This window comes from Rufibacter ruber (genome assembly GCF_001647275.1).
GTDB lineage: Bacteria > Bacteroidota > Bacteroidia > Cytophagales > Hymenobacteraceae > Nibribacter > Nibribacter ruber_C.
The window spans coordinates 40,325-59,944 of sequence record NZ_LRMM01000013.1 but is presented as its reverse complement, the minus strand read 5'-3'; the positions used below and the strand labels follow the sequence as shown (position 1 = coordinate 59,944).

The 19,620-nt window shown below is 52.3% G+C and carries 18 protein-coding genes; 7 read left to right on the top strand and 11 right to left on the bottom strand.

Features of this window, described 5'->3' with window-relative positions; all coding sequences use genetic code 11:
- Positions 1 to 48: 48 nt before the first annotated feature.
- From A8O25_RS07320 to A8O25_RS07300, 5 genes are all read right to left on the bottom strand, one after another.
- Positions 49 to 2,169 (bottom strand): choice-of-anchor D domain-containing protein, encoded by a 2,121-nt coding sequence (locus tag A8O25_RS07320; RefSeq protein ID WP_066832792.1) that lies wholly within the window; start codon positions 2,167 to 2,169, stop codon positions 49 to 51.
- Between the two features lie 549 nt (positions 2,170 to 2,718).
- Positions 2,719 to 3,414: a metallophosphoesterase family protein gene (locus A8O25_RS07315; protein WP_066832789.1), complete on the bottom strand. Its 696-nt coding sequence runs from the start codon at positions 3,412 to 3,414 to the stop codon at positions 2,719 to 2,721.
- A gap of 410 nt (positions 3,415 to 3,824) precedes the next feature.
- Positions 3,825 to 4,067 carry a hypothetical protein gene (locus tag A8O25_RS07310; protein WP_066832785.1) on the bottom strand — a complete coding sequence of 81 codons (243 nt, stop codon included), beginning with the start codon at positions 4,065 to 4,067 and terminating at the stop codon, positions 3,825 to 3,827.
- Between the two features lie 56 nt (positions 4,068 to 4,123).
- Positions 4,124 to 4,411: a hypothetical protein gene (locus tag A8O25_RS07305; protein ID WP_066832782.1), complete on the bottom strand. Its 288-nt coding sequence runs from the start codon at positions 4,409 to 4,411 to the stop codon at positions 4,124 to 4,126.
- 65 nt (positions 4,412 to 4,476) lie between these two features.
- A complete protein-coding gene (locus A8O25_RS07300) occupies positions 4,477 to 5,337 on the bottom strand; it encodes an SDR family oxidoreductase (RefSeq protein ID WP_066832779.1) in 861 nt (286 codons plus the stop codon).
- Between the two features lie 199 nt (positions 5,338 to 5,536).
- Here A8O25_RS07300 and A8O25_RS07295 point away from each other — a divergent pair, with 199 nt between their 5' ends.
- From A8O25_RS07295 to A8O25_RS07270, 6 genes are all read left to right on the top strand, one after another.
- Positions 5,537 to 5,788: a 4a-hydroxytetrahydrobiopterin dehydratase gene (locus A8O25_RS07295; protein ID WP_066832879.1), complete on the top strand. Its 252-nt coding sequence runs from the start codon at positions 5,537 to 5,539 to the stop codon at positions 5,786 to 5,788.
- Between the two features lie 217 nt (positions 5,789 to 6,005).
- A complete protein-coding gene (gene rsmI, locus A8O25_RS07290) occupies positions 6,006 to 6,695 on the top strand; it encodes a 16S rRNA (cytidine(1402)-2'-O)-methyltransferase (RefSeq protein WP_066832776.1) in 690 nt (229 codons plus the stop codon).
- Positions 6,696 to 6,714: 19 nt separating this feature from the next.
- Positions 6,715 to 8,304, top strand: coding sequence for an apolipoprotein N-acyltransferase (gene lnt, locus A8O25_RS07285; protein WP_066832773.1), 1,590 nt, complete (start codon positions 6,715 to 6,717; stop codon positions 8,302 to 8,304).
- Positions 8,305 to 8,395: 91 nt separating this feature from the next.
- Entirely contained in the window at positions 8,396 to 9,196 is an 801-nt protein-coding gene (locus A8O25_RS07280; RefSeq protein WP_066832770.1) for an inositol monophosphatase family protein, read from the top strand.
- A 103-nt stretch (positions 9,197 to 9,299) separates the two neighbouring features.
- Complete coding sequence (locus A8O25_RS07275; protein WP_066832767.1) at positions 9,300 to 10,436, top strand: hypothetical protein; 1,137 nt, start codon at positions 9,300 to 9,302, stop codon at positions 10,434 to 10,436.
- 137 nt (positions 10,437 to 10,573) lie between these two features.
- Positions 10,574 to 10,762 (top strand): FeoB-associated Cys-rich membrane protein, encoded by a 189-nt coding sequence (locus A8O25_RS07270; RefSeq protein WP_066832764.1) that lies wholly within the window; start codon positions 10,574 to 10,576, stop codon positions 10,760 to 10,762.
- 65 nt (positions 10,763 to 10,827) lie between these two features.
- Here the strand turns inward: A8O25_RS07270 and A8O25_RS07265 are convergent, their stop codons facing one another.
- Both A8O25_RS07265 and A8O25_RS07260 read right to left on the bottom strand, forming a co-directional pair.
- A complete protein-coding gene (locus A8O25_RS07265) occupies positions 10,828 to 11,238 on the bottom strand; it encodes a response regulator (RefSeq protein WP_066832761.1) in 411 nt (136 codons plus the stop codon).
- Positions 11,239 to 11,247: 9 nt separating this feature from the next.
- A complete protein-coding gene (locus A8O25_RS07260) occupies positions 11,248 to 13,122 on the bottom strand; it encodes a PAS domain S-box protein (protein WP_066832758.1) in 1,875 nt (624 codons plus the stop codon).
- Between the two features lie 274 nt (positions 13,123 to 13,396).
- On the opposite strand from A8O25_RS07260, the gene A8O25_RS07255 reads away from it, so the two are divergent.
- Positions 13,397 to 13,735: a hypothetical protein gene (locus A8O25_RS07255; RefSeq protein WP_066832755.1), complete on the top strand. Its 339-nt coding sequence runs from the start codon at positions 13,397 to 13,399 to the stop codon at positions 13,733 to 13,735.
- On the opposite strand, the gene A8O25_RS07250 is transcribed toward A8O25_RS07255, so the two are convergent.
- From A8O25_RS07250 to radA, 4 genes are all read right to left on the bottom strand, one after another.
- Positions 13,685 to 14,563 carry a mechanosensitive ion channel family protein gene (locus A8O25_RS07250; RefSeq protein WP_066832752.1) on the bottom strand — a complete coding sequence of 293 codons (879 nt, stop codon included), beginning with the start codon at positions 14,561 to 14,563 and terminating at the stop codon, positions 13,685 to 13,687. The genes A8O25_RS07255 and A8O25_RS07250 overlap by 51 nt on opposite strands.
- Before the next feature lie 402 nt (positions 14,564 to 14,965).
- Complete coding sequence (locus A8O25_RS07245; protein ID WP_066832750.1) at positions 14,966 to 15,991, bottom strand: SPASM domain-containing protein; 1,026 nt, start codon at positions 15,989 to 15,991, stop codon at positions 14,966 to 14,968.
- Positions 15,992 to 16,486: 495 nt separating this feature from the next.
- The gene (locus A8O25_RS07240) at positions 16,487 to 17,929 is read right to left on the bottom strand and encodes a peroxiredoxin family protein (protein ID WP_066832748.1); all 1,443 of its coding nucleotides are present in this window, start codon (positions 17,927 to 17,929) and stop codon (positions 16,487 to 16,489) included.
- Between the two features lie 157 nt (positions 17,930 to 18,086).
- On the bottom strand, positions 18,087 to 19,466 hold the full coding sequence (gene radA / locus A8O25_RS07235) for a DNA repair protein RadA (RefSeq protein ID WP_066832745.1): 1,380 nt from the start codon (positions 19,464 to 19,466) through the stop codon (positions 18,087 to 18,089).
- Between the last annotated feature and the right edge of the window lie 154 nt (positions 19,467 to 19,620).

Genomic DNA, 19,620 nt, shown 5'->3' with positions numbered 1-19,620 from the left:
AAAAAAGCCCTGGTGTTCCAGGGCTCCTTTACGGGGGATGGGCAAATCTTATTCTTTGATTAACCGGTGGTTTGTTTTATGCCCGTTTAGCTCTACCGTGACAAAATATAGACCGGGGGCTATGTTCGCATCAATGGGTAGCTCTATTTTGTTCGTGCGGCTTCTGACCTGGATATTCTTCTTTATCAGTTTTTGACCCGTAAAATTTGAAAGGGAGAATGAGATAAGATCATTTTCTTCTGCGTCAAGTTCTACTGTAAGGGTTTTTGTGAAGGGGTTGGGGTACACCTTGGCAGCGTTGGCTTTCACCAGGCCTTTCGCCTCTACTGCAATGACCTTGCTGTATTCACTTCCGCCGTCTATATCAACCTGCTTTAGTCTGTAATAGGTGACTGCCCCCTTTGCGGGAGCGATATCTAGATAAGAATAGTCTGTAAGCACGGCGCTGGTGGTGACTTTGCTGCTGATACGAGCCAACGTGCTGAAATTGCCTTGCCGTAAATCAGTGGTTGACTGCACCTCAAAATAGTCATTGTTCAACTCAGTGGCCGTCTGCCAGATGAGGGCTGTGCCGTTGGCAGAAGAGGTGGCCTCAAATTTGACTAGTTCTACGGGCAGGGTGTTCTCAACAAAGAAGGGGAAAGAGGTGCTGCCCCCTCCTGCCGTGAATGCCACAATCTCCCCCTCGCCCTCTGTGGCCCCTAAGGGGACTTCTGTGGTGAAACCGTTACTGGTGGGGGTGATAAAAGCATTTTTCCCGTTAATGGTGACTGAAGCTATGTTCCCCGCAATGCCCACCCCTTCTACCGTTACCGGGGTGCCAATGGGGCCTCCGTTAGGATTGGCAGCAGTGATGCTGGACACTGTAAAATCAGAGGGGGATTCTGCCAGGCCCAGAATATCATTGATGTACACTTTGCCTGTGACTGCCCCAGGGGGTACTACGCCTCTTACTTCTGTAGGACTAATAAATTCTATACTGTTTGAGAAGATCTGATTCCCGTTTGCGTCTAGAAAATACATGCCGAAGTAGGACGTGAAATTCTCCCCAGTTAGAGTGAGGGTGGTTCCTATACCGCCAGCCTGGTAATCAAAGGATGTAACCACGGGTGGGGCATTGTTCCAAATGATGAATTCTTCCGGGCTGGTGGCCACGGCCCCTCTGCTAGGGAAAACGGTTACTCTGCCTGTGGTAGCGCCCTCTGGCACTATGGCCACCACCTCTGTTTCAGACACAGAGACAATCTCTGCCTCTACCCCGTTGAATGCAACAGTGGTTACCTGGCCAAGATCAGTTCCAAAAATGGAGATAGATTCTCCTGCAAAGCCGTCTGGATAGTAAAGTTCTGTAATAGGTGAGATGGCAGTCCCTGTCAGGTTAAGTACATAAGAGGGTTCATCTGCATCATTATTGGCAATGGTGATCACTGCCTCTTTGGTGGGAACGGTTGCCGAAGTGGGGGTAAAGGCAACCGTAAAAGTTGTCTCCCCGTTGCCGGGAACAGAAGCGGCGGGTTGAGAAATAATTCTGTACTGATCTGCAGCGCCTCCACTCAGGGTAATAGAAGTGATGGCAAGCGGCCCAGAGCCGGTATTCTTGATTTTGAACACCGCCTCTACAGTTGTGAAAATATTGGGACTGCCAAAGCTGTATGGCGTTGTGGTGATTATTCCCCCGTAAACGGTGCCGTTTTGTTCTACGCTGATTTCAGGGTTGGGCGTAGTGATACTGACGGCATCAAGATTGACAATGGTGGAACCTGCTTTTATTTCATACAGAAACTTAACATGCCTTGTGGTGGGGGCAAGGGAGCTGCTGAAAGCCTTGGCAGATGTAGTCAGCTCGTTCCCGGTGAATTCCTCAACAGAAGTGTAGTTTTTGCCGTCTGCTGATTGGAGCACGTTGAATATCCCTGTAGACAAGCCCGCGCTAGCCCTTAAATTATAGTTCAGTTGGCCTGCAGCCCTGTCAAAATGTATGACTAAACTGTCTCCGGTGGTGTCAAAAGACGCTGAATTGCCCGCATTGTCACCATAGTTAGAGAGGTTGTCTCTGCCCAGTCCTTTTTGTACCCAGCCTGTAGGCAAACCGCTCTGCCAGGGGCCGCCATGCGCAGTAGGGAGGCTGGCAACCTGGGCATAAAGGTCAAAAGCCAGAAAAAAACTCACTGCTAAAAGAAATAGAATCTTACGATCTCCCCTATCGGCCCTCAACTTTGCGTAGCGTAAAAACTGTTTCATGAAGATTTTATTGAAAAATATAAAAAGCCTGCAAAAATTTAAATTTAGGTGGTAAGGGGCAATACTAATTTATAGGTAAATACCTGTAGTAATTACCTTAGTTGTAATATGACATATTAGCTATAATTAATATAACTGGGAGGCATTACGTAAGGGTAATTAATTTAGTTTTATGATTTTCGAATAAAAAATAGAGCTAATTCATTCTAAATCATTAAGCAGTTGAAAGACAAGTAAATAAAAGTTGAATTTAGTAGTGTTTTCCTACATGAAAAAGTAGTTGATCCGAAAGGAATGAAGAAAAGATTGATTTTGCAAGGAGATATTTATATTCAATTTATTGAATGTTTTTGAAGAGATAACTGGAGGAGAAAGAAAATTATTGATTTAAAAAAATAGAAATTGCTTCAATTAAAGTCTATACATTGAATATAGGTAAAACTATATTTTAGGTAATCCATTGGAGGTGACGGAGATCTATTTAACTTTAATAAAGTATGGCGTGTCTTGGTTGGGCAGCCAGTAGAGTTGCCAAGTGTCTAAGTTAAAGCCGCAGAGCTGCCCAAACTCCTCATTTTTGTAGTACACACACCCCGCGTCTAAATTGATGGCTGCCTTTTTTTTCTTCACTGCTTTCTCAATGGTGGCTTTAGGCACCGGCAGGTGCCCGTGCACCAGCGTTCTGCCGCTCAGTTTCTGCGCCGAAGGCTGCATGCGCTTGATGTTCATGAGCGTGTAGTTCTCTGTGGCCAAGAGGTTGGGCAATGAGAAATCCAGCCCCGCGTGCACCAGTACATAGTCTTCCAGCACCACCAACACCGGTAGGTTCCGCACAAAGCTGAGGTACTGAGCCGGTATCTGGCTGAACTGCCCTACCCCAAAGTTCTCCAGCGTTTTCTGCTTGTCTTCGGGTGTGAGCCAGACGGCCTGCTCGCCTTGGTCTACCGCGTCTAGCAGCAGCTGGTCATGGTTGCCGCGCAGGCAGGTGAGCTGGTAGCCCTGCCGCTGCAGCGAGAAGATGTAGTCCAGTACCCCTTTGCTGTCCGGACCTTTGTTGATGTAATCGCCCAGCAGGTACAGGTGGTCGTTCGGCTGCAGCCGAAGGATTTCTTCTACCATCATCTGAAAGGTCTTGAGGCAGCCGTGGATGTCTGTGAGGGCGTAGCGGGCCATGGGGTGATTTCTGGTTTTTGAAATTAAGAGATTGGAAGCTGTAGAGATACTTTCTGTTTCCGGGCTGTTTTTGTCAAAACAGCCCGGAAAAGTGAGGCTTAGGCCTTCTGCTTCTTTCCAGGTACATGGGCGGGAATAACAGTGTTGTCATTCTGGAAGAACCTTGGTGGCGAACGGTAATAGCCTTTCCTTCACCGCTACTGCCGTTGCCGCCAAGATCTTTTCAAGATGACAGGAGCAGATAAGGGGCTATTCCTTTATAGCAAACTCTTTCCTTAAAAGAAAGGAAAAAACCTCATGCGTTACCCGTTCCTGTTTTTGGCCTGTTTTTCTGAAAACAGGTCAGAAACAGACACAAAAAAGCACCTTCTTGTAGGGAAGAAGGTGCTTTTTTGTGAAGACTTTGTTTATCAAGACCCGCCGTAGCTGGGCTTGTCAATGTCTTGCTTGTCTGTGTTGCGGTTTGGGTGCGTACGGGCTTCTGGCACTGGACGCTCCTGGTCATCTAAGTGCTTGGCCACAAGATCCTCGGCCCGTTGGATTTCATCTGGATCGCCGGGGCTTTTCACGCCGGCTTTGCTGATGCCGCGGTTAGATGGGGCGCCTTTGTTTTCTGAGCCTTGGTGGCTGCTGTTATCGCTCTTATAGGGCATGGTGTCCTCCTTTTCTGGTTTGGTTCAACATTAAACAATCGGCCTTAGGGCCTGGATCACGTACCGCGGCCTTCGTCCTCGGTACGCATGTTGTCTTTCGGATGCTCAGTCGCGTCAGCATCTTCGTTCACTGATACGCCGGTTGGGCCGTCTGAGGAGTCAGTGCCGTAGCCAGACTTGCCGTCGCGGTTCCCGAAGCCGCCGCGCTGGGCCTCATTCTTAGGGGCGTCTGCGCCCGGAATGATGTGGCCGGCCATCATGTCTTCCATGTTGCTCGCCGTATCGTCAATCACGCGCACGGGGCGGTCATGCCCGTTGGGGTGGTTTTTATCTTCAGTTGCCATAGGCGCTTGTGTTTAGGTGAATTGGTCTTACCGTTTACTGGTTTCCACGTGGAAAGGTTGAGGCCCTAGCCGCCAATCTGCTCGCCGCCGTTCACGTGAATGGTCTGCCCCGTAATGTAAGAGGCGTCTTCACAGGCTAGGAACACATAAGCCGGCGCCACCTCAGACGGCTGACCCAACCGGCCCATGGGCTGGTCTTTGCCAAAGTCACCTACTTCTTCCAGCGTGGCGGGAATCAAGGGCGTCCAGATGGGGCCTGGCGCCACGGCATTCACCCTGATTCCCTTCTCCGCCAGATTCGCCGATAATGAGCGGGTAAACGCAGTAATGGCGCCTTTGGTGGCCGAGTAGTCCATTAAATGGCTGGAACCGCGGTACGAGGTAATGGAGGTGGTGTTGACAATGCAGTCGCCTTTCTGCAGATGGTCCAGTGCCGCCTGCGCCACGTAAAAATACGCGAAGATGTTGGTCTTGAACGTCTTCTCCAGCTGCTCAGAGGTGATTTCGCGCAGATCATTTTTCTCGTGCTGCTCGGCGGCGTTGTTCACCAGAATGTTGAGCCCGCCCAGTTCAGCCACGGCTTTCTTCACCGCCTCCACGCAGAATTTCTCCTCGCGCAGGTCACCGGAGATGAGCACGCATTGGCGGCCCTCCTTCTCTACCATCTCCTTGGTTTCCTGGGCGTCTTTGTCTTCATTAAGGTAGACAATGGCCACGTCTGCGCCCTCCCGGGCGAAATGCACCGCCACCGCCCGGCCAATGCCGCTGTCGCCGCCGGTGATGAGGGCTTTCTTGCCTTTGAGTTTGTCGCTGCCCTTGTAGCCGTCTCTGATCACAATGGGCTCTGGGGTCATCTTGTGCTCGTCGCCGGGCTGGTGCTTCTGGTGCTGGTCTGGCACTTCCTTGGGTTTCTGTTCTTCTGCCATCTCTGTAGTTGTTAGTTGGTTGTTCTTAGTAGTTCATGTATTCCTAAAAGGGGAAGCACAAACAGATACTGACTTTTGCCTTCCGCCCCTGGTCGATGGAATAAAAGAATACGAGCCCCATTCAGGAAGTGCTGCGTTTTTGGCCTACTTTTCTGAAAACAGGCCAAAAACAGTAGTTGCCGTAACCCTTTACAGAACCATGTGGATTGAACAAGAAAACGCCCTCACCCGGAGCTTCATCTTCAAAGACTTCCAGCAGGCCTTCGCATTCATGACAGCGGTAGCCGCCGCAGCCGTAGAACTGAACCATCACCCCTGGTGGAGCAACGTCTACAACCGCGTAGAAATCAAACTCACTACCCATGACGCCGGCAACGTGGTCACCCAAAAAGACTGGGAACTGGCAAAACGCATTGATGAAGTGGCGGAGAAATACATTAACAATGATTGAGTAACCGTCTCCTTTGCCATCTTGGAAAGATCTTGTGTGCGTACTAGAAAAGCAGGAAAGAGACGCAACTACCGTTCGCAACCAAGATCCTTTCAGGAGGACAAAAGAATAGGCAATGCGTTTTGGGGCTGTTTTTCTGAAAACAGCCCCAAAACGCATTGCCACTCAGAACTCCAGACTCAGAACTCAGGACTAAAAAATGTAGTATCTTTGACCTATGGCCGAACCTGTAGAAGAGACCGTACTGTATTTAGTGCCCACGCCCATTGGCAACCTGGAAGACATCACGCTGCGCGCCATCAGAATTCTGAAGGAGGTAGACGTGGTGCTGGCCGAAGATACCCGTACCAGTGGCAAACTGCTCCATCATTTGGGTATTGAGAAGCGCATGCACAGCCACCACCTGCACAATGAGCACAAAGCCGTGGCGCATCTGGTGGAACGCCTCAAGAAAGGCGAGAAAATGGCTATGGTCTCAGACGCGGGCACGCCCGGCATCTCTGACCCCGGTTTCTTGCTGGTGCGCGAATGCGTGAAAGAAGGCATCAAGATTGAATGCTTGCCTGGCCCCACCGCGTTTGTGCCTGCGTTGGTCAAATCTGGCTTTAGCACCGACCGGTTCACCTTTGAAGGCTTTCTGCCCGTGAAGAAAGGCCGCCAGACGCGGCTGCAGAGCCTGGCGCAGGAAGAGCGCACCATGATTTTCTATGAGTCGCCGCACCGGGTGCTCAAGACGCTGGAGCAGTTTAAGGAGTATTTTGGGGCGGAGCGCATGGCCTCAGTGAGCCGCGAGATCAGCAAGCTGTTTGAAGAGACGCTCAACGGCACCCTGGAAGAGCTGGTGCAGACGTTTACCACTAAACCTATCAAAGGAGAATTTGTCATTGTTGTTCAAGGAAGCAAATAATCGTTTTTACCTCCCCCTTATGGCGCTGCTGAGCGCCTTTTTGCTGTGGTTGGGCTGGCCGGTGAAACCGCTGGCTATAGTTTTATTCATTGGTTGGGTGCCGTTCCTGTACCTGGAACAGGCTATTTCGGCTAAAGCCGAACCAAAGCGTGGGCGCACGTTTTTCAAGTACACGTACCTGCTGCTGCTGCTCTGGAACATCTTCACCACGTACTGGGTGAGTTATTCTACGCTGGGCGGCGGCATTGCGGCGGTGGTGTTCAACGCGCTGTTCATGTCTGTGCCCATGATGGCTTTTTTCTGGACCAAGCGGGCGGCGGGCAACACCCTTGGTTACCTGAGCCTGCCCGTGTACTGGATTGCCTTTGAGCAGTTTCACCTCAACTGGGACCTGAGCTGGCCGTGGCTCACGCTGGGCAACGGCTTTGCCGCCCTGCCCAGTTGGGTGCAGTGGTACGAGTACACCGGTTTCCTGGGCGGCTCGCTTTGGGTCTGGGCGGTGAACCTGCTGGTCTTCTTTGCGCTGCAGGCGAAGGCAAAAGCTGCGGTGACCAGATGGTTGGCTCCGGCGCTGGCGTTTTTGCTGCCGCTGGCGCTTTCGTTCTTCATTTACAGCCGCTACCAAGAGAAAGGCGCTGCCGCCGAAGTGGTGGTGGTGCAGCCCAACATAGACCCGTACAAAGAGAAGTTTGAAGGCGGCGAAGGCTATATCCCGTTTGAGCAGCAGTTTGCGCGTCTGCTCCAGTTGTCTGAGCAGCAGATCACGCCCAACACCAAATTCGTGCTCTGGCCCGAGACCTCTATCAGCAACGGCCTGAACTGGGAAAAAGGCTTTGAAAACACCTCTGTCAGCTACGCGCTGCGCGAGTTTCTGAATCGTCACCCGGGGCTGGAGCTGGTGGGCGGCATCACCACCGGTGACCTTTACCCAGACTCCACCCAGCGCAGCGGCACGGCCCGTTTCCATCCGCAGGTGGGGTATTTTGATGTCTATAACACGGCCATGCATTTCAAACCGGGCGGGCAGCATGAGTTTTACCACAAGTCAAAGCTGGTGCCGGGCGTAGAGAGAACTCCGTACCCTGGCTTCTTCAAGTTCCTGAAAGCATTTGCCATTGATCTGGGCGGCATAGCCGGAAACTTTGGCGTACAGGAGGAGCGGTCTGTGTTCACCCATTCCCAGGACACGGTATGGTCTGGCGCGCCGGTGGTGTGCTATGAGTCCATTTACGGGGAATACGTGAGCGAATACATCAGAAACGGGGCCAACGCCATCTTCATCATCACCAATGATGCGTGGTGGAGCGACAGCCCCGGTTACAAACAGCACCTGAGCTACGCTTCGCTCAGAGCCATTGAAACTAGAAGAGACGTGGCGCGGTCGGCCAATACGGGTATCTCTGGCTTCATTAACCAGAAGGGCGAAATTGAGCAGCGCTCCGGCTGGTGGGAACAGGCCGCCCTGCGCGGGCAGGTCCGGTTCAACAACGAACTGACCTTCTACACCCGCCACGGCGAGTTCATTGGCCACGGCACCCAGTGGCTGGCCATGGGTTTAGTGGTTTTGGCCGTTGTGCTGGGTTTCACCCGCCGCAGAAGAACGGTGTAGCATTTACTTAAATATTTTTCTGTTTTCGCTGTTTTCCCAAAAACTCGGCCGAAAACGTAATAGTAACAGACGTACCTCATTTTTAGACACCATGACAGACTTATCCGCGCTCCGCGACCAGGTAGTTACCCTCACCAAAGCAGTAGGCCGCTTCATCAGCACCGAAGCCCAGAACTTTGACCGCTCCAAAATGGAGGAGAAAGGCCTGAACAACCTGGTTTCCTACGTAGACAAAGAGGCCGAAAAGCAGCTGGTGGAAGGGCTGGAGCAACTACTCCCCACGGCAGGTTTCATCACCGAGGAAGAGACCAAAAACGAACGCGGCGAGGAATACAACTGGATCATTGACCCGCTGGACGGCACCACCAACTTCATTCACGGACTGCCGGTGTACTCGGTGAGCATTGCGCTCATGCAGCAGGAGGAGCTGGTGCTGGGCGTGGTCTATGACATTACCCGTGACGAGTGCTACCACGCCATTAAAGGCGGCGGCGCCTACTGCAACGACCAGCGCATTTACGTCTCCAAAGCCGCCACGCTGGGAGATGGCCTCATTGCCACCGGCTTCCCGTACTACAGCTTTGACCTCATGCAGAAATACCTGCAGGTCATGGGCTCCTTCATGCAAAGCTGCCACGGCGTGCGCAGATTGGGTTCTGCCGCGCTGGACCTGGCCTACGTGGCCTGCGGCCGCTTTGAAGGTTACTTTGAATTCAACATCAACTCCTATGACGTGGCGGGCGGCGCTATTCTGGTGCAGGAAGCCGGTGGCCAGGTCACTGATTTCAGGGGTGGCCAGAACTACGTCTTCGGGCGGGAGATCTGCGTGAGCAACAGCCCCGCGGTACAGGAGGAAATGCTGAAGTTGATTGAGCCATTCTGGAAGGAGTAGTTTCTGTTTCCGGGCTGTTTTAAGAAAAACAGCCCGGAAACAGGAAGCCAATCGCCTATGGTACTGTTCAATTCGCTATTTTGGATGGATCAACTAAACAGGCATGGGCGAAACAATTTTCCTTCTGGATGAGAATAGAAAGCTGGTAGAGTTAAATGAGGCTACCTATGACTCAGAAGATTTGCTCCAGCAATTGCTGGCAGATTATCCCAATCTTATTTCAGGAAGCCAGATTAACAAAGACAACCCTAGGCGCTGGCTGTTGATCTCCCGTGAGTTTGGCGTGCCAGATGAAGAGAACGCTGGTAACCGCTGGTCTTTAGATCATCTGTTTATTGACCAGGATGGGGTGCCTACGCTGGTAGAAGTAAAACGCAGCACTGATTCCAGAATTAGGCGCGAAGTAATTGGGCAAATATTAGATTATGCGGCCAATGCCGTCTCCTATTGGTCCATTGGGGAGATACAGCGCAGGTTTGAGGAGCAGTGCAAAGCCCGGGGCAGTCAATGTGAGCGGGTGCTGGAGGAGTTTCTGGCAGCCGAAATGGAGTCGGAAACCTTCTGGGAGCTTACCAAGACCAATCTGAAGGCCGGCAAAATAAGAATGCTCATCATTGCTGACAAAATCCCCAAAGAGCTACAGCGCATCATTGAATTTTTGAACGAGCAGATGCAAACCGCCGAGATTCTGGGGCTAGAGATCAAGCAGTTCATTGGGCAGAACAACCTGAAAACGCTGGTGCCCCGCGTGATTGGCCAGACTACTGTGGCTGAGGACCTGAAGAATATTTCCAGAGGAAGGGCAGATCGCTGGACCCAAGATGCTTTTTTTGATGAACTTTTTAACCAATGCGGCAGTAGAGAAGCTGGCATTGCAAAAGAGCTACTTGATTATTTTACACCTAAAGTTACACGGGTTAGGTATGGAAGAGGGCATCAATTAGGGTCTTACCAGCCTGTTTTCCACAGAAATGGACACGACTATCGGCTGTTTGGAGTATGGACGAATGGATATGTGGAAATGTACTTCCAGTATTACAAAGACCAACCAGCATTTCAACACGAGCAAAAGCGTCTTGAATTATTAGAGCGGCTAAATCAGATTGAAGGTGTTTCTATAGCCAGAGATAAGGTTACAATGCGTCCCAGTTTTCGGCTTCATCTTCTAACAGATGAAAAGCAGCTTCAAAAATTTATTGAAGTGATTGATTGGATCATTGAGGAAGTGCAGAACAGCTAATCATTTCTTGAGCAGTAGCTCCTGTTTCCGGGCTGTTTTTGGGAAAACAGCCCGGAAACAGGAATTGCCTCAGGTATACCTCCCTTTTCTGCCCAAGACTAAACTATTTATCCCGTGGCGGGCGTTATCTTTGCGTTATGGTACAGGAAATCATCATCTTCTTGATTTTTGCGGTAGCGGCGGGGTACCTGCTGCGCATGGGCTACAAGAGCTTCTTCGCCAAAGAGGCGGGGTGCGCCAAAGGCTGCGGCGGGGCGTGCTCTGCTATTGACCTGAAAAAGATTGAGCGCGAGATACAGGCGAAACGTGCTTCGGCAAGGCCGTAAAGGAGAGAGGGAGCCTGTAGAACCGGTTTAGCCTGACAGAAGGAGCAGGCTGAAACCGGTTTTTTTTATGCTTCAGGGGTGTTGGTGACAGAATTGATGATTTCTACAAACTGCTCGGCGCGCATGGGTTTGATCATGTATCCTTTCACCTGGGAGTACTTCTTTGCCCGGTCCTGGTCTATCATACTGGCCGAAGAGCTGGCAATGTACAGGGTGACTTCTTTGGCTAACTGCAGTTGGGAGAACTGGTCCAGGAACTGCCAGCCGTCCATGTAGGGCATCTCCAGGTCCAGCAGAATCAGTTCTGGCAGCAGCCCGGCCTCGTGCTGGTGTTGGGTGAGAAACTCCAGGGCTTCCTGGCCGTCAAAGAACTGAAGTACCTTTTCGGCCTTGCCAGAGGTGAGAATGAGGCTTTTGGAGTAGTATTGGTAGATGTTGTCATCATCTATCAGGCAAATGCTTGACAAAACAGTCATTAGGAGAAGTTAAAAGGTTACTATGAATTTGCTGCCTACCAAGGGCTTGCTCTTTACTTGAATAGTGCCCCCCAGGGTTTCAATTTGGTTTTTCACCAGAAAGAGCCCCACTCCCCTGCTGTCAAACCCCTTGTGGAAGATTTTCTTCAGTTTAAAGATGTCATTGCCGTACCGCTTGAGGTCAATGCCCAGGCCATTGTCCCTGACAGACAGCACCGTTCTGCCTTTGGCAGTGTAGGTTTTGATCTTGATATGCGGGTAAACCCCCTTCTGGCTGTACTTGAGGGCATTGCTCAGCAGGTTGTAAAGAATGCTCTCTAAATAAATTTTAGGGTAGGCCACGGTTTCAAGCGCCAGGTCTTCTTCAATGCGGGCGTGGCTGTTGAGGATCTGCCCCTCCAGGGCACTGTAGGTTTTCTCCAGCACCTCTTTAAAGGAGCAGGTGTCATACGCAATGTTCTTGTTCATGCGCGCCTCTACAATGTTCATGAGGTCAGCCAACGTCTCGTTCAGGGCGTCGCTTGATTTGAGCAGCATCTGGAAAGCCGGCACCTCTATGGCCTGCGGCAGGTCAGTGGGCAACAGATCCAGCATGAGCCGCACATTGCCGGCGGGCCCCCGCAGGTTGTGGGAGACAATGCGGTTGAACTCTTCCAGCTGGTGAATCTTGTTTTCCAGGTCATGGGTGGTGATGCGCAGCTTCTGGTTGTTGTCTTCCAGCTGGGCAATCAGATTCTTGGAATGGCTGATGTCTATGATCTGAGAAATGAAGAAAGACGGCTGGCCCGCCGTGTCCCACACCAGTGATACCGAGAGCAGTACCCAGATGAGGTGCCCGTCTTTGTGAAAGTACCGCTTCTCCATCTGGTAAGACGTGATCTCCCGGCTCAGCATGCGCTGCACGTTGTCCAGGTCTGCGCCCAGGTCATCTGGGTGGGTGATGTCCTGAAAGGTTTTGGCCTGCAGCTCATCCTGTGTGTACCCCAGCATCTGGCAGAGGGCGGGGTTTACCTCCATCCAGGCACCTTCCGGGGAAACCAGGGCCAGCCCTATAGACGAGAAGTAAAAGGTCTTGGAGAACTTGCTTTCACTGAGCCGCAGCTGCTGCTCAGCCATCTTGCGGTCATGAATGTCTTTGAGCGTGCCCACTAACCGGAGCGGCTTGCCTGAGGCGGAGCGGGTCATGACCTTGCCAGAGGTGAGAATCCATTTGTAAGAGCCGTCTTTGCAGCGCAGCCGGTGCTCTATCTGGGAGGTGGAGTATTCGCCGCGGGTAAGTCTTTTGATAATGCCCATCACCCGGGGTTTGTCATCTGGGTGAATGCGGTCTTCCCACTCTCTTATGTCATTGCTCAGCTCAGTCTCGCTGTAGCCTATCATTTTTTTCCAGGTGTTGGAGAAATAGGTCTCCTGGCGCTCAACGCGCCAGTCCCAGACCCCCAGGCTGCTGCCGTCTACCGCCAGGTGCCAGCGTTCCTCACTCTGCCGCAGTTCATCCTCCAGCCAGTAATGCTCTGTCACATCCAGCAGGGTGACCATGACAAACGCCCCCTGGTTCAGGGTGAGCAACTTGGTGCTGATCTTTAGCCAAGGCGAGATCTTGCCTTTCACCTTGACCCCGGTTAACACATCCTGCTGAGGGGCACCCGTCTGTAACGTAAGCTGGCAGGGGTACTGGTCTTCCGGAATAACTGCCCCAGAGGCATCTACCAGTTCCCAGCCCTCTGGGTGAGAACCGGGGTTTAGCAGCTGTGGCTTGCTGAGGTGCAGCAGTTGGAGGGCTTTTTCATTGAACCCCACAATCTCCGCGGCGCGGTTCTGGAGCAGCACGCCCTCCTCAATAGAGTCAATGACGGCTTTGAAGAAATCTACTTCTGGTAACATCCTGATAGTGAAAATGAAGGCAGCGTATCACTGGGTATCTGCCTGAAACAAAAAGTCTCTTAATAAGCAGGGTCTTATCTATCAGGGGAGTTAAGATAATGGCAGCTTTTCTGGTAAACATAACGTTGCGGGTGCAAATATAATTGCTTTACACCTTACGCGCCTTTACGGCGAAGAATATTATATTTTGAATATAACCCGGCAACAAACGGTTTGTTTTACGTATAGCCCAAATACGAACAAAAGCTATTCACCATACCTAACCATACTAGCTATGCAAGACAAGGAAGAACTTACCAGCCAGCTGAAAGTAGAGGCAAAGCTGAAAAATGAAGGCTATACAGAAGATTTCAGGGTCACAGAAGATAACCGCCTTTGCTCTTACAGCGGTGACAAGAGCTACAGCGTTGATGAAGTAAGAATTGTAGACTTTTACCGCTTTGAGGGCGAGACCAACCCAGATGACATGGCCATTCTGTACGCCATTGAATGCAATGACGGTACCAAAGGCAAAATCTCCAACTCCTACGGCCCGTACGCTGACCAGAACATAGACGCCTTCTTAAAAGAAGTAGAAGACTTGGGTAAGAACATAGATGAGAGCGGCGTGTAAGCCCCCAATCACCAAAAGCAAAAGCGGCCGAAGACTATTCTTCGGCGCTTTTGCTTTGTCCCGGTCTCCGCCCGTGGCAGAGGGGGACAAAGGAGACCCCGCACCTTCCTCTGCCTCTGCCGGCTGTGACAACTGCGGAAGTGCCTCCTTGAGCTGGATAGACAGGTCTTTGCCGCCCTTCACCCCAAAGTTGAGCGTACGTATTGGGAACGGAATCTCAATGTTGTGCTGATCAAACGCCTTCTTGATGCGCATAATGGCCTCGCTCTTGGCGTAGACAAAATCAGTCTGGCGCTTGTACTGGATCCAGTAGCGCACCAGAAAGTTAATACTGCTGTCTCCAAACTCCTCATACACCACCTCTACCTCTTTGCCTGAGATCATGTTGGGGATGTCTACCATGGCCGCCTTCACCACCTGCTGCACGCGCTCCAGGTCCTCTGCATAAGAGACGCCCACCTTTAAGTCAATGCGCCTGATGCCGTAGTGCGAGTAGTTGATCAGGGCAGACTCAAACACCTTGCGGTTAGGCATTTTCACCAGTTCACCGGTTTGCCGCCTTATGTCTACCGTGCGCAGGTTAATGCGCTCAATGGTGCCAAAGTGCTCATTGGTGTCAATCACATCACCCACCACAAACGGTTTCCTGATGGCAATAATCACCCCTGAGATAAAGTTGGCTGCAATGTCTTGAAATGCAAAACCCAGGGCCAAACCTATGATACCGGCACCCGCCAGCAAGGTGGTGACGGTCTTGTCCAGCTTAAGAATGCTCAGGGTGAAAAAAATACCCAGGGCCAGGGTGGCCACGTACACCGTGGTTCCCACCAGGTTATTGAGGGAGCTGCTGTGCGTGAACCGGATGAGAAGTTTATCTGACGCCCGGCGGGCCAGGCGGCCACTAAAAAAGAGAGAATTAAAACAACCGTGGCCAGGAAAAGCTCAGGCAGCATGAGCACAATCTGCTTGAGCCAGCGCTCCAGTTTACCCCACAAAAGTTGAAAAGCTTCATTAAGTTCAGTCACAGGCGAGCAAGTAAGAGGTCACAGAATTGGGAGCCGCTGAAAGCGTGGCAACAACTCCCATACGAAAGATAACGCGTGCGGGGTACACAAACTAATGGGGCCACGCAAATACCTGCCGCTGCGCCTGCATGACGGTGCAAGAAAGCCACCGGCTGTTTTTGACCTGTTTTCCCAAAAACAGCCCTAAAACAGCTTTCACCAGAGATTACCCCCAGACTTTGGTGCCTTCTGAGCAGTTGCGGCACATGTCTAGCTGGCTCCGGCTTTGCAGCAGCGACCCCCTGAACTGGCGGTAGGCATCACTCTTCCAGAGGTCGTTGAAGGTTTGCTGCTGCAGGTTGCCCAGGCGGTAGTGGGCGTCTTTGTCAAAGCAGCAGGGCACCACCAGGCCGTCCCAGGTGATGACGCAGGAGTGCCACATCTTCCAGCAGCCGTCAATCAGTTTATTTTTAAGCGAATACCTGCCGTTGGGCTGCGCCTGGTAACGGCTGTAATAATCAATGGTGGGGATGAGCGGCGAGCCGTGCTCATAGTCATAGATCTGCGCGGTCTTAAACCACACGTCATCTACGCCCAGCGCTTTGGCCAGCTGCCTGGCGTCTTCAATCTGGTGCTCATTGGGCTTGACCACCAGAAACTGGAAGATGAGGTACGGGGTTTTGCTCTTCAGTTCGCGCTTGTATTTCACCAGCCGTTTGGTGCCTTCCAGCACCTTGTCCAGTTTTCCGCCCACGCGGTACTGCTGGTACACGTCTTGGGTGGTGCCGTCTAAGGAGATGATCAGGCGATCCAGCCCAGATTCTACGGTTTTGCGGGCGTTTTCTTCGGTTAAATAATGGGCGTTGGTAGAGGTGGCGGTGTAAATGTTCTTGCCGGCGGCGTATTTCACCAGCTCCAGGAACGACGGGTTCAGGTACGGCTCCCCCTGAAAATAGAACAGCAGGTACAGCAGCCGGTCATGCAGCTGGTCAATGGTCTGCCGGAACAGCTCTGGTGACAGCATACCCGTGGGCCGGGTGAACGACCGCAGGCCGCTGGGGCACTCAGGGCAGCGTAGGTTGCAGGAGGTGGTGGGTTCCAGCGAGATGCTCACCGGGCTCCCCCAGTGGCGGGGCTTCTTGGTGAGGCGGGCCAACGCATAGCTGCTCACCACCTGCAGCGCGTTCCAGGCGCGGCGCGGCGTGAGTTTAGATGCTAAGTTGAGTCCGTCCTGTAAAGTGCCTCTGGTCAAGGGGTCAAAGGGCTAAGCAGTGAAGTTCGGCTACGCCGATGCAAGAGTAGCACGTGAAACCGCACCGGTTGGTTGTGCACAAATGCGTTTTAGCGCTGTTTTTGCAAAAGTAGCCCTAAAACAGGAAGTAGCCTACTCCCGGGGTTGCCCTCAGCGCTGAAACCAACCGTCTCACCGCCCGGCCGCAGCGGGAGCTGACTGTAAAATACGCTAGTGGGCTATTTAGCGCCTGTTTACATTTTAGGTTCATCAGCGAAAAAAGCAAGAGCGAGGTTCTGCCAAAGCGTTTTTTGAGCCTCGTAGCAGCGCCACGAAGGCGCTAAAAGTGCTAGCCAGCTTCTTGCTGTGGCCTGTATGAAAGCATGAAGGCCATTTTTTAAACAGGCTCTTAACCCACACTTTCTTCAGAAGTTTAAAAGAGAAGAAGTTAACCCATGCTGCCGTTTAAGCCGTTCTGTTTTGGGGCTGTTTTCTGAAAAGGAGGCCAGAAACAGCTTATTTCCCCTTTGCCTGGGTTTGGGTCAGGCGGTACTGGTCAATGAGGGCGGCTATCTCGCGGGCACCTTCGGCGTGGCCGGGGCGGCGGGCGTTAGAGCTGATGATGTTGCCGTTGGGGTCAATCAGATAATAACTGGGGAACGTTTTTAGGTCATAGTCTTTCACCAGCTTGGCAGATGGGCTGGCCAGGTGCAGCTGGAGCGCAGGAATGGGTTTTTGGGCTACTTTCTGTTTCCAGGCCTCCAGCTCCTCCCCCACAGACACTTGTACCAGCACCACGTCTTTGGGGGCCAGCTGTTCGGCAAAGAACTTGTACGCCTGCTGGTCAACGGTGCAGATACCGCAGGCGGCGCGCCAGAAACCCAGGTAGACGATCTTGCCTTTTAAGCTGCTCAGGGAGACGCTGTCACCGGTAGAAGACAGCAACGTGAAGTTAGGGGCCGCGCTGCCCATGCCTACTTTTCTGAACTGCTGGTACTGGCCTTTCACGTAGCTGATAAACTGGGGTATTCTTGCTTCCTGCTGAAAATCACGGTACATGGCATCTGTGTCTGGCACGTACCCAAACTTGATAGACTGAGACAGGATGCGGGACATCATCATCTCCCGGGCGGGGCCTTTGAGTTCCTGCTTCACCATGTTGTACATAATGGGGTAATAGTCCCGCTCCGGGTTGCCGCGGCGGTCACTCAGGGCCTTGTGCTGGAAGTAGTTCACCAGAAAGTCAAGGTAGGCCTGGTTGCGCACCGCCCCCGCCTTGTTCAGGTCAATTTCTTTCAGGTAGCCATAATAGCTGCTGGAGAGCTGGGGCGGGAGGCCACCCACCCGCTTGCGTACTTCCGGGTAGGTCAGGCGGTCATTGGCGTAGCTGAACTCAATCTGGGCCTGGGCATATTGCATGAACGCCTCTGAGACGGGGGAGCTTTTGGTGAATTTCTCCAGGAAATCGCGCTGGTCCTGGCGGCGCTCCTCCAGAAACTGCAGGAACTCCTTCTCCCGTTTGTGCACGTTGTCTGGCAGCACCTGGTAATCTTCCTCCTCCTCAAACTTGCGCTCGTATTGCAGCAGGTAAGCGTTCTCATTGGTACCTTTGCCTTTGAATTTGATGCTGTAGATAAAATCATCAGCGTTCACCTTGACATCCAGGTTGTCTCCCGGCTGCAGGAACAGCATGATAGACTCTGAACCGTGCACCAGCTCAGCCAGCATGGGCTCTGCCAGGGGGGCGGTGATAGTGAAGTCGCCGCTCTTAGACAAGGCCGTGGTGTGCGACTCACCGGTGTAGGAGGCCGGTACGGTGTAAATCTCCAGCAGCACGCTGTCACTAATAGGCTTATTGATTTTGCCAGAAATGGTCACCGTTTTCTGCGCCCACGCTGAATAGCTCAGCAGGAGCGTAAGAACCAGAGCGGTCAACAGCTTTTTAGAGAACTCAAGCATAGCTGATAAAATATAGGTTGGGGATGCCGGTACGCGTTGTTGAAAATCAGAACAGGTTACAGGTTGGTTTGTTCCGGCCACTGGCCGCCCCTATGCCAAACTATAAACATGTCCTTACAACATATTCTCCAAAAAACAGTTCAAAAACAGGAAAGCCTTACCCGAAAAGTCCGCTGAACACTTCCTCTAACCGGCTCACCGCGTGAATCTTAATGGTAAATCTACTTAAATCAACGCCTTTCTTGTTGTATTTGGAAATATAAATATCCTGGAAGCCTAATTTTTCTGCCTCAGAGATGCGCTGCTCAATGCGGTGCACCGCCCGTACCTCGCCGCCCAGGCCCACTTCTGCGGCAAAACAGGAGGTATGCGGAATGGCAATGTCTTCAAACGACGACAGCAGCGCCGCGCAGATAGCCAAATCCAGCGCCGGGTCTTCTACTTTCAGACCGCCGGCAATGTTCAAAAACACGTCTTGGGTGCCCAGCTTAAAGCCGCCGCGTTTCTCCAGCACGGCCAGCAGCATGTTCAGGCGTTTCACATCAAAACCCGTGGCAGTACGCTGCGGTGTGCCGTACGTGGCAGGCGTGACCAGGCTCTGTACCTCAATGAGCAAAGGCCGGTTGCCTTCCATGGTGCCGCCAATGGTAATGCCGCTGAACGTCTCCTCGCGCTGCGAAATCAAAATCTCAGAGGGGTTGCTCACCTCTCTTAGGCCGGTGCCCAGCATCTCGTAAATGCCCAGTTCAGACGTGCTCCCGAAACGGTTTTTGGTGGTGCGCAGAATGCGGTACGTCATGTGGCGGTCGCCCTCAAACTGCAGCACCGTGTCTACCATGTGCTCCAGAATCTTAGGCCCCGCCAGGTTGCCTTCTTTGGTGATGTGCCCAATCAGGAACACTGGCGTGCCGCTCTCCTTTGCGAACTTTAGCAGCTCTGCCGTACACTCGCGCACCTGCGCCACGCTGCCCGCCCCGCTCTCAATAAACGATGAATGCAAGGTCTGGATGGAGTCTACAATCAACACCTCGGGCCTTAGCTGTTCAATCTGCTTGAAAATGTTCTGGGTGCCGGTCTCGGTGAGAATAAAGCAGTTGGGGTGTTGGGCGCCCAGCCGCTCGGCGCGCATTTTAATCTGCTGCTCGCTTTCCTCGCCCGAAATGTACAAGACGCGCTCGTTCTTCAAACTCAGCGCAATCTGGAGCATGAGCGTAGACTTACCAATGCCCGGCTCCCCGCCAATTAAGACCATGGAACCCGGTACAATGCCGCCGCCCAGCACGCGGTTCAGTTCGCCGTCTTGGGTCACAATGCGGTGCTGCTCAGAATAGGTAATCTCGGCAATGGGCTTGGGTTTGGCGGCTACGGTCTGGCTGCTGGAACCCACTTTCCAGGCGGTGGTGGGCGTCACGTCCTCGCGGGCCACCACTTCCTCTACGTACGTGTTCCATTCGCCGCAGGCCGGGCAGCGCCCCACCCACTTCGCCGACTGCGCCCCGCAGTTCTGACAGAAATATGCTGTTTTAATCTTCGCCATAAATAAGAGAATTCCGCGCCGCGGAAAACGGTTCAAGTTAGGGATTTGCGGCTGATAAATACGGACAGCAGAAGAACAATTTCTAACAGAGAAAAACTCCGTTTTCGGGCTGTTTTCCTGAAAACAAGCCAAAAACAGGTATATCTACCATTGG

Excerpts from the sequence above, each read along its gene's own strand:
- A8O25_RS07260 (WP_066832758.1), bottom strand. The coding sequence starts at position 13,122 with ATGTTACCAGAAGTAGATTTCTTCAAAGCCGTCATTGACTCTATTGAG.
- A8O25_RS07305 (WP_066832782.1), bottom strand. The coding sequence starts at position 4,411 with ATGGCAACTGAAGATAAAAACCACCCCAACGGGCATGACCGCCCCGTG.
- A8O25_RS07275 (WP_066832767.1), top strand. The coding sequence starts at position 9,300 with ATGGGCGAAACAATTTTCCTTCTGGATGAGAATAGAAAGCTGGTAGAG.
- A8O25_RS07240 (WP_066832748.1), bottom strand. The coding sequence starts at position 17,929 with ATGCTTGAGTTCTCTAAAAAGCTGTTGACCGCTCTGGTTCTTACGCTC.
- A8O25_RS07315 (WP_066832789.1), bottom strand. The coding sequence starts at position 3,414 with ATGGCCCGCTACGCCCTCACAGACATCCACGGCTGCCTCAAGACCTTT.
- A8O25_RS07255 (WP_066832755.1), top strand. The coding sequence starts at position 13,397 with ATGCAAGACAAGGAAGAACTTACCAGCCAGCTGAAAGTAGAGGCAAAG.
- rsmI (WP_066832776.1), top strand. The coding sequence starts at position 6,006 with ATGGCCGAACCTGTAGAAGAGACCGTACTGTATTTAGTGCCCACGCCC.
- A8O25_RS07265 (WP_066832761.1), bottom strand. The coding sequence starts at position 11,238 with ATGACTGTTTTGTCAAGCATTTGCCTGATAGATGATGACAACATCTAC.
- lnt (WP_066832773.1), top strand. The coding sequence starts at position 6,715 with ATGGCGCTGCTGAGCGCCTTTTTGCTGTGGTTGGGCTGGCCGGTGAAA.
- A8O25_RS07280 (WP_066832770.1), top strand. The coding sequence starts at position 8,396 with ATGACAGACTTATCCGCGCTCCGCGACCAGGTAGTTACCCTCACCAAA.
- A8O25_RS07310 (WP_066832785.1), bottom strand. The coding sequence starts at position 4,067 with ATGCCCTATAAGAGCGATAACAGCAGCCACCAAGGCTCAGAAAACAAA.
- A8O25_RS07300 (WP_066832779.1), bottom strand. The coding sequence starts at position 5,337 with ATGGCAGAAGAACAGAAACCCAAGGAAGTGCCAGACCAGCACCAGAAG.
- A8O25_RS07270 (WP_066832764.1), top strand. The coding sequence starts at position 10,574 with ATGGTACAGGAAATCATCATCTTCTTGATTTTTGCGGTAGCGGCGGGG.
- radA (WP_066832745.1), bottom strand. The coding sequence starts at position 19,466 with ATGGCGAAGATTAAAACAGCATATTTCTGTCAGAACTGCGGGGCGCAG.
- A8O25_RS07295 (WP_066832879.1), top strand. The coding sequence starts at position 5,537 with ATGTGGATTGAACAAGAAAACGCCCTCACCCGGAGCTTCATCTTCAAA.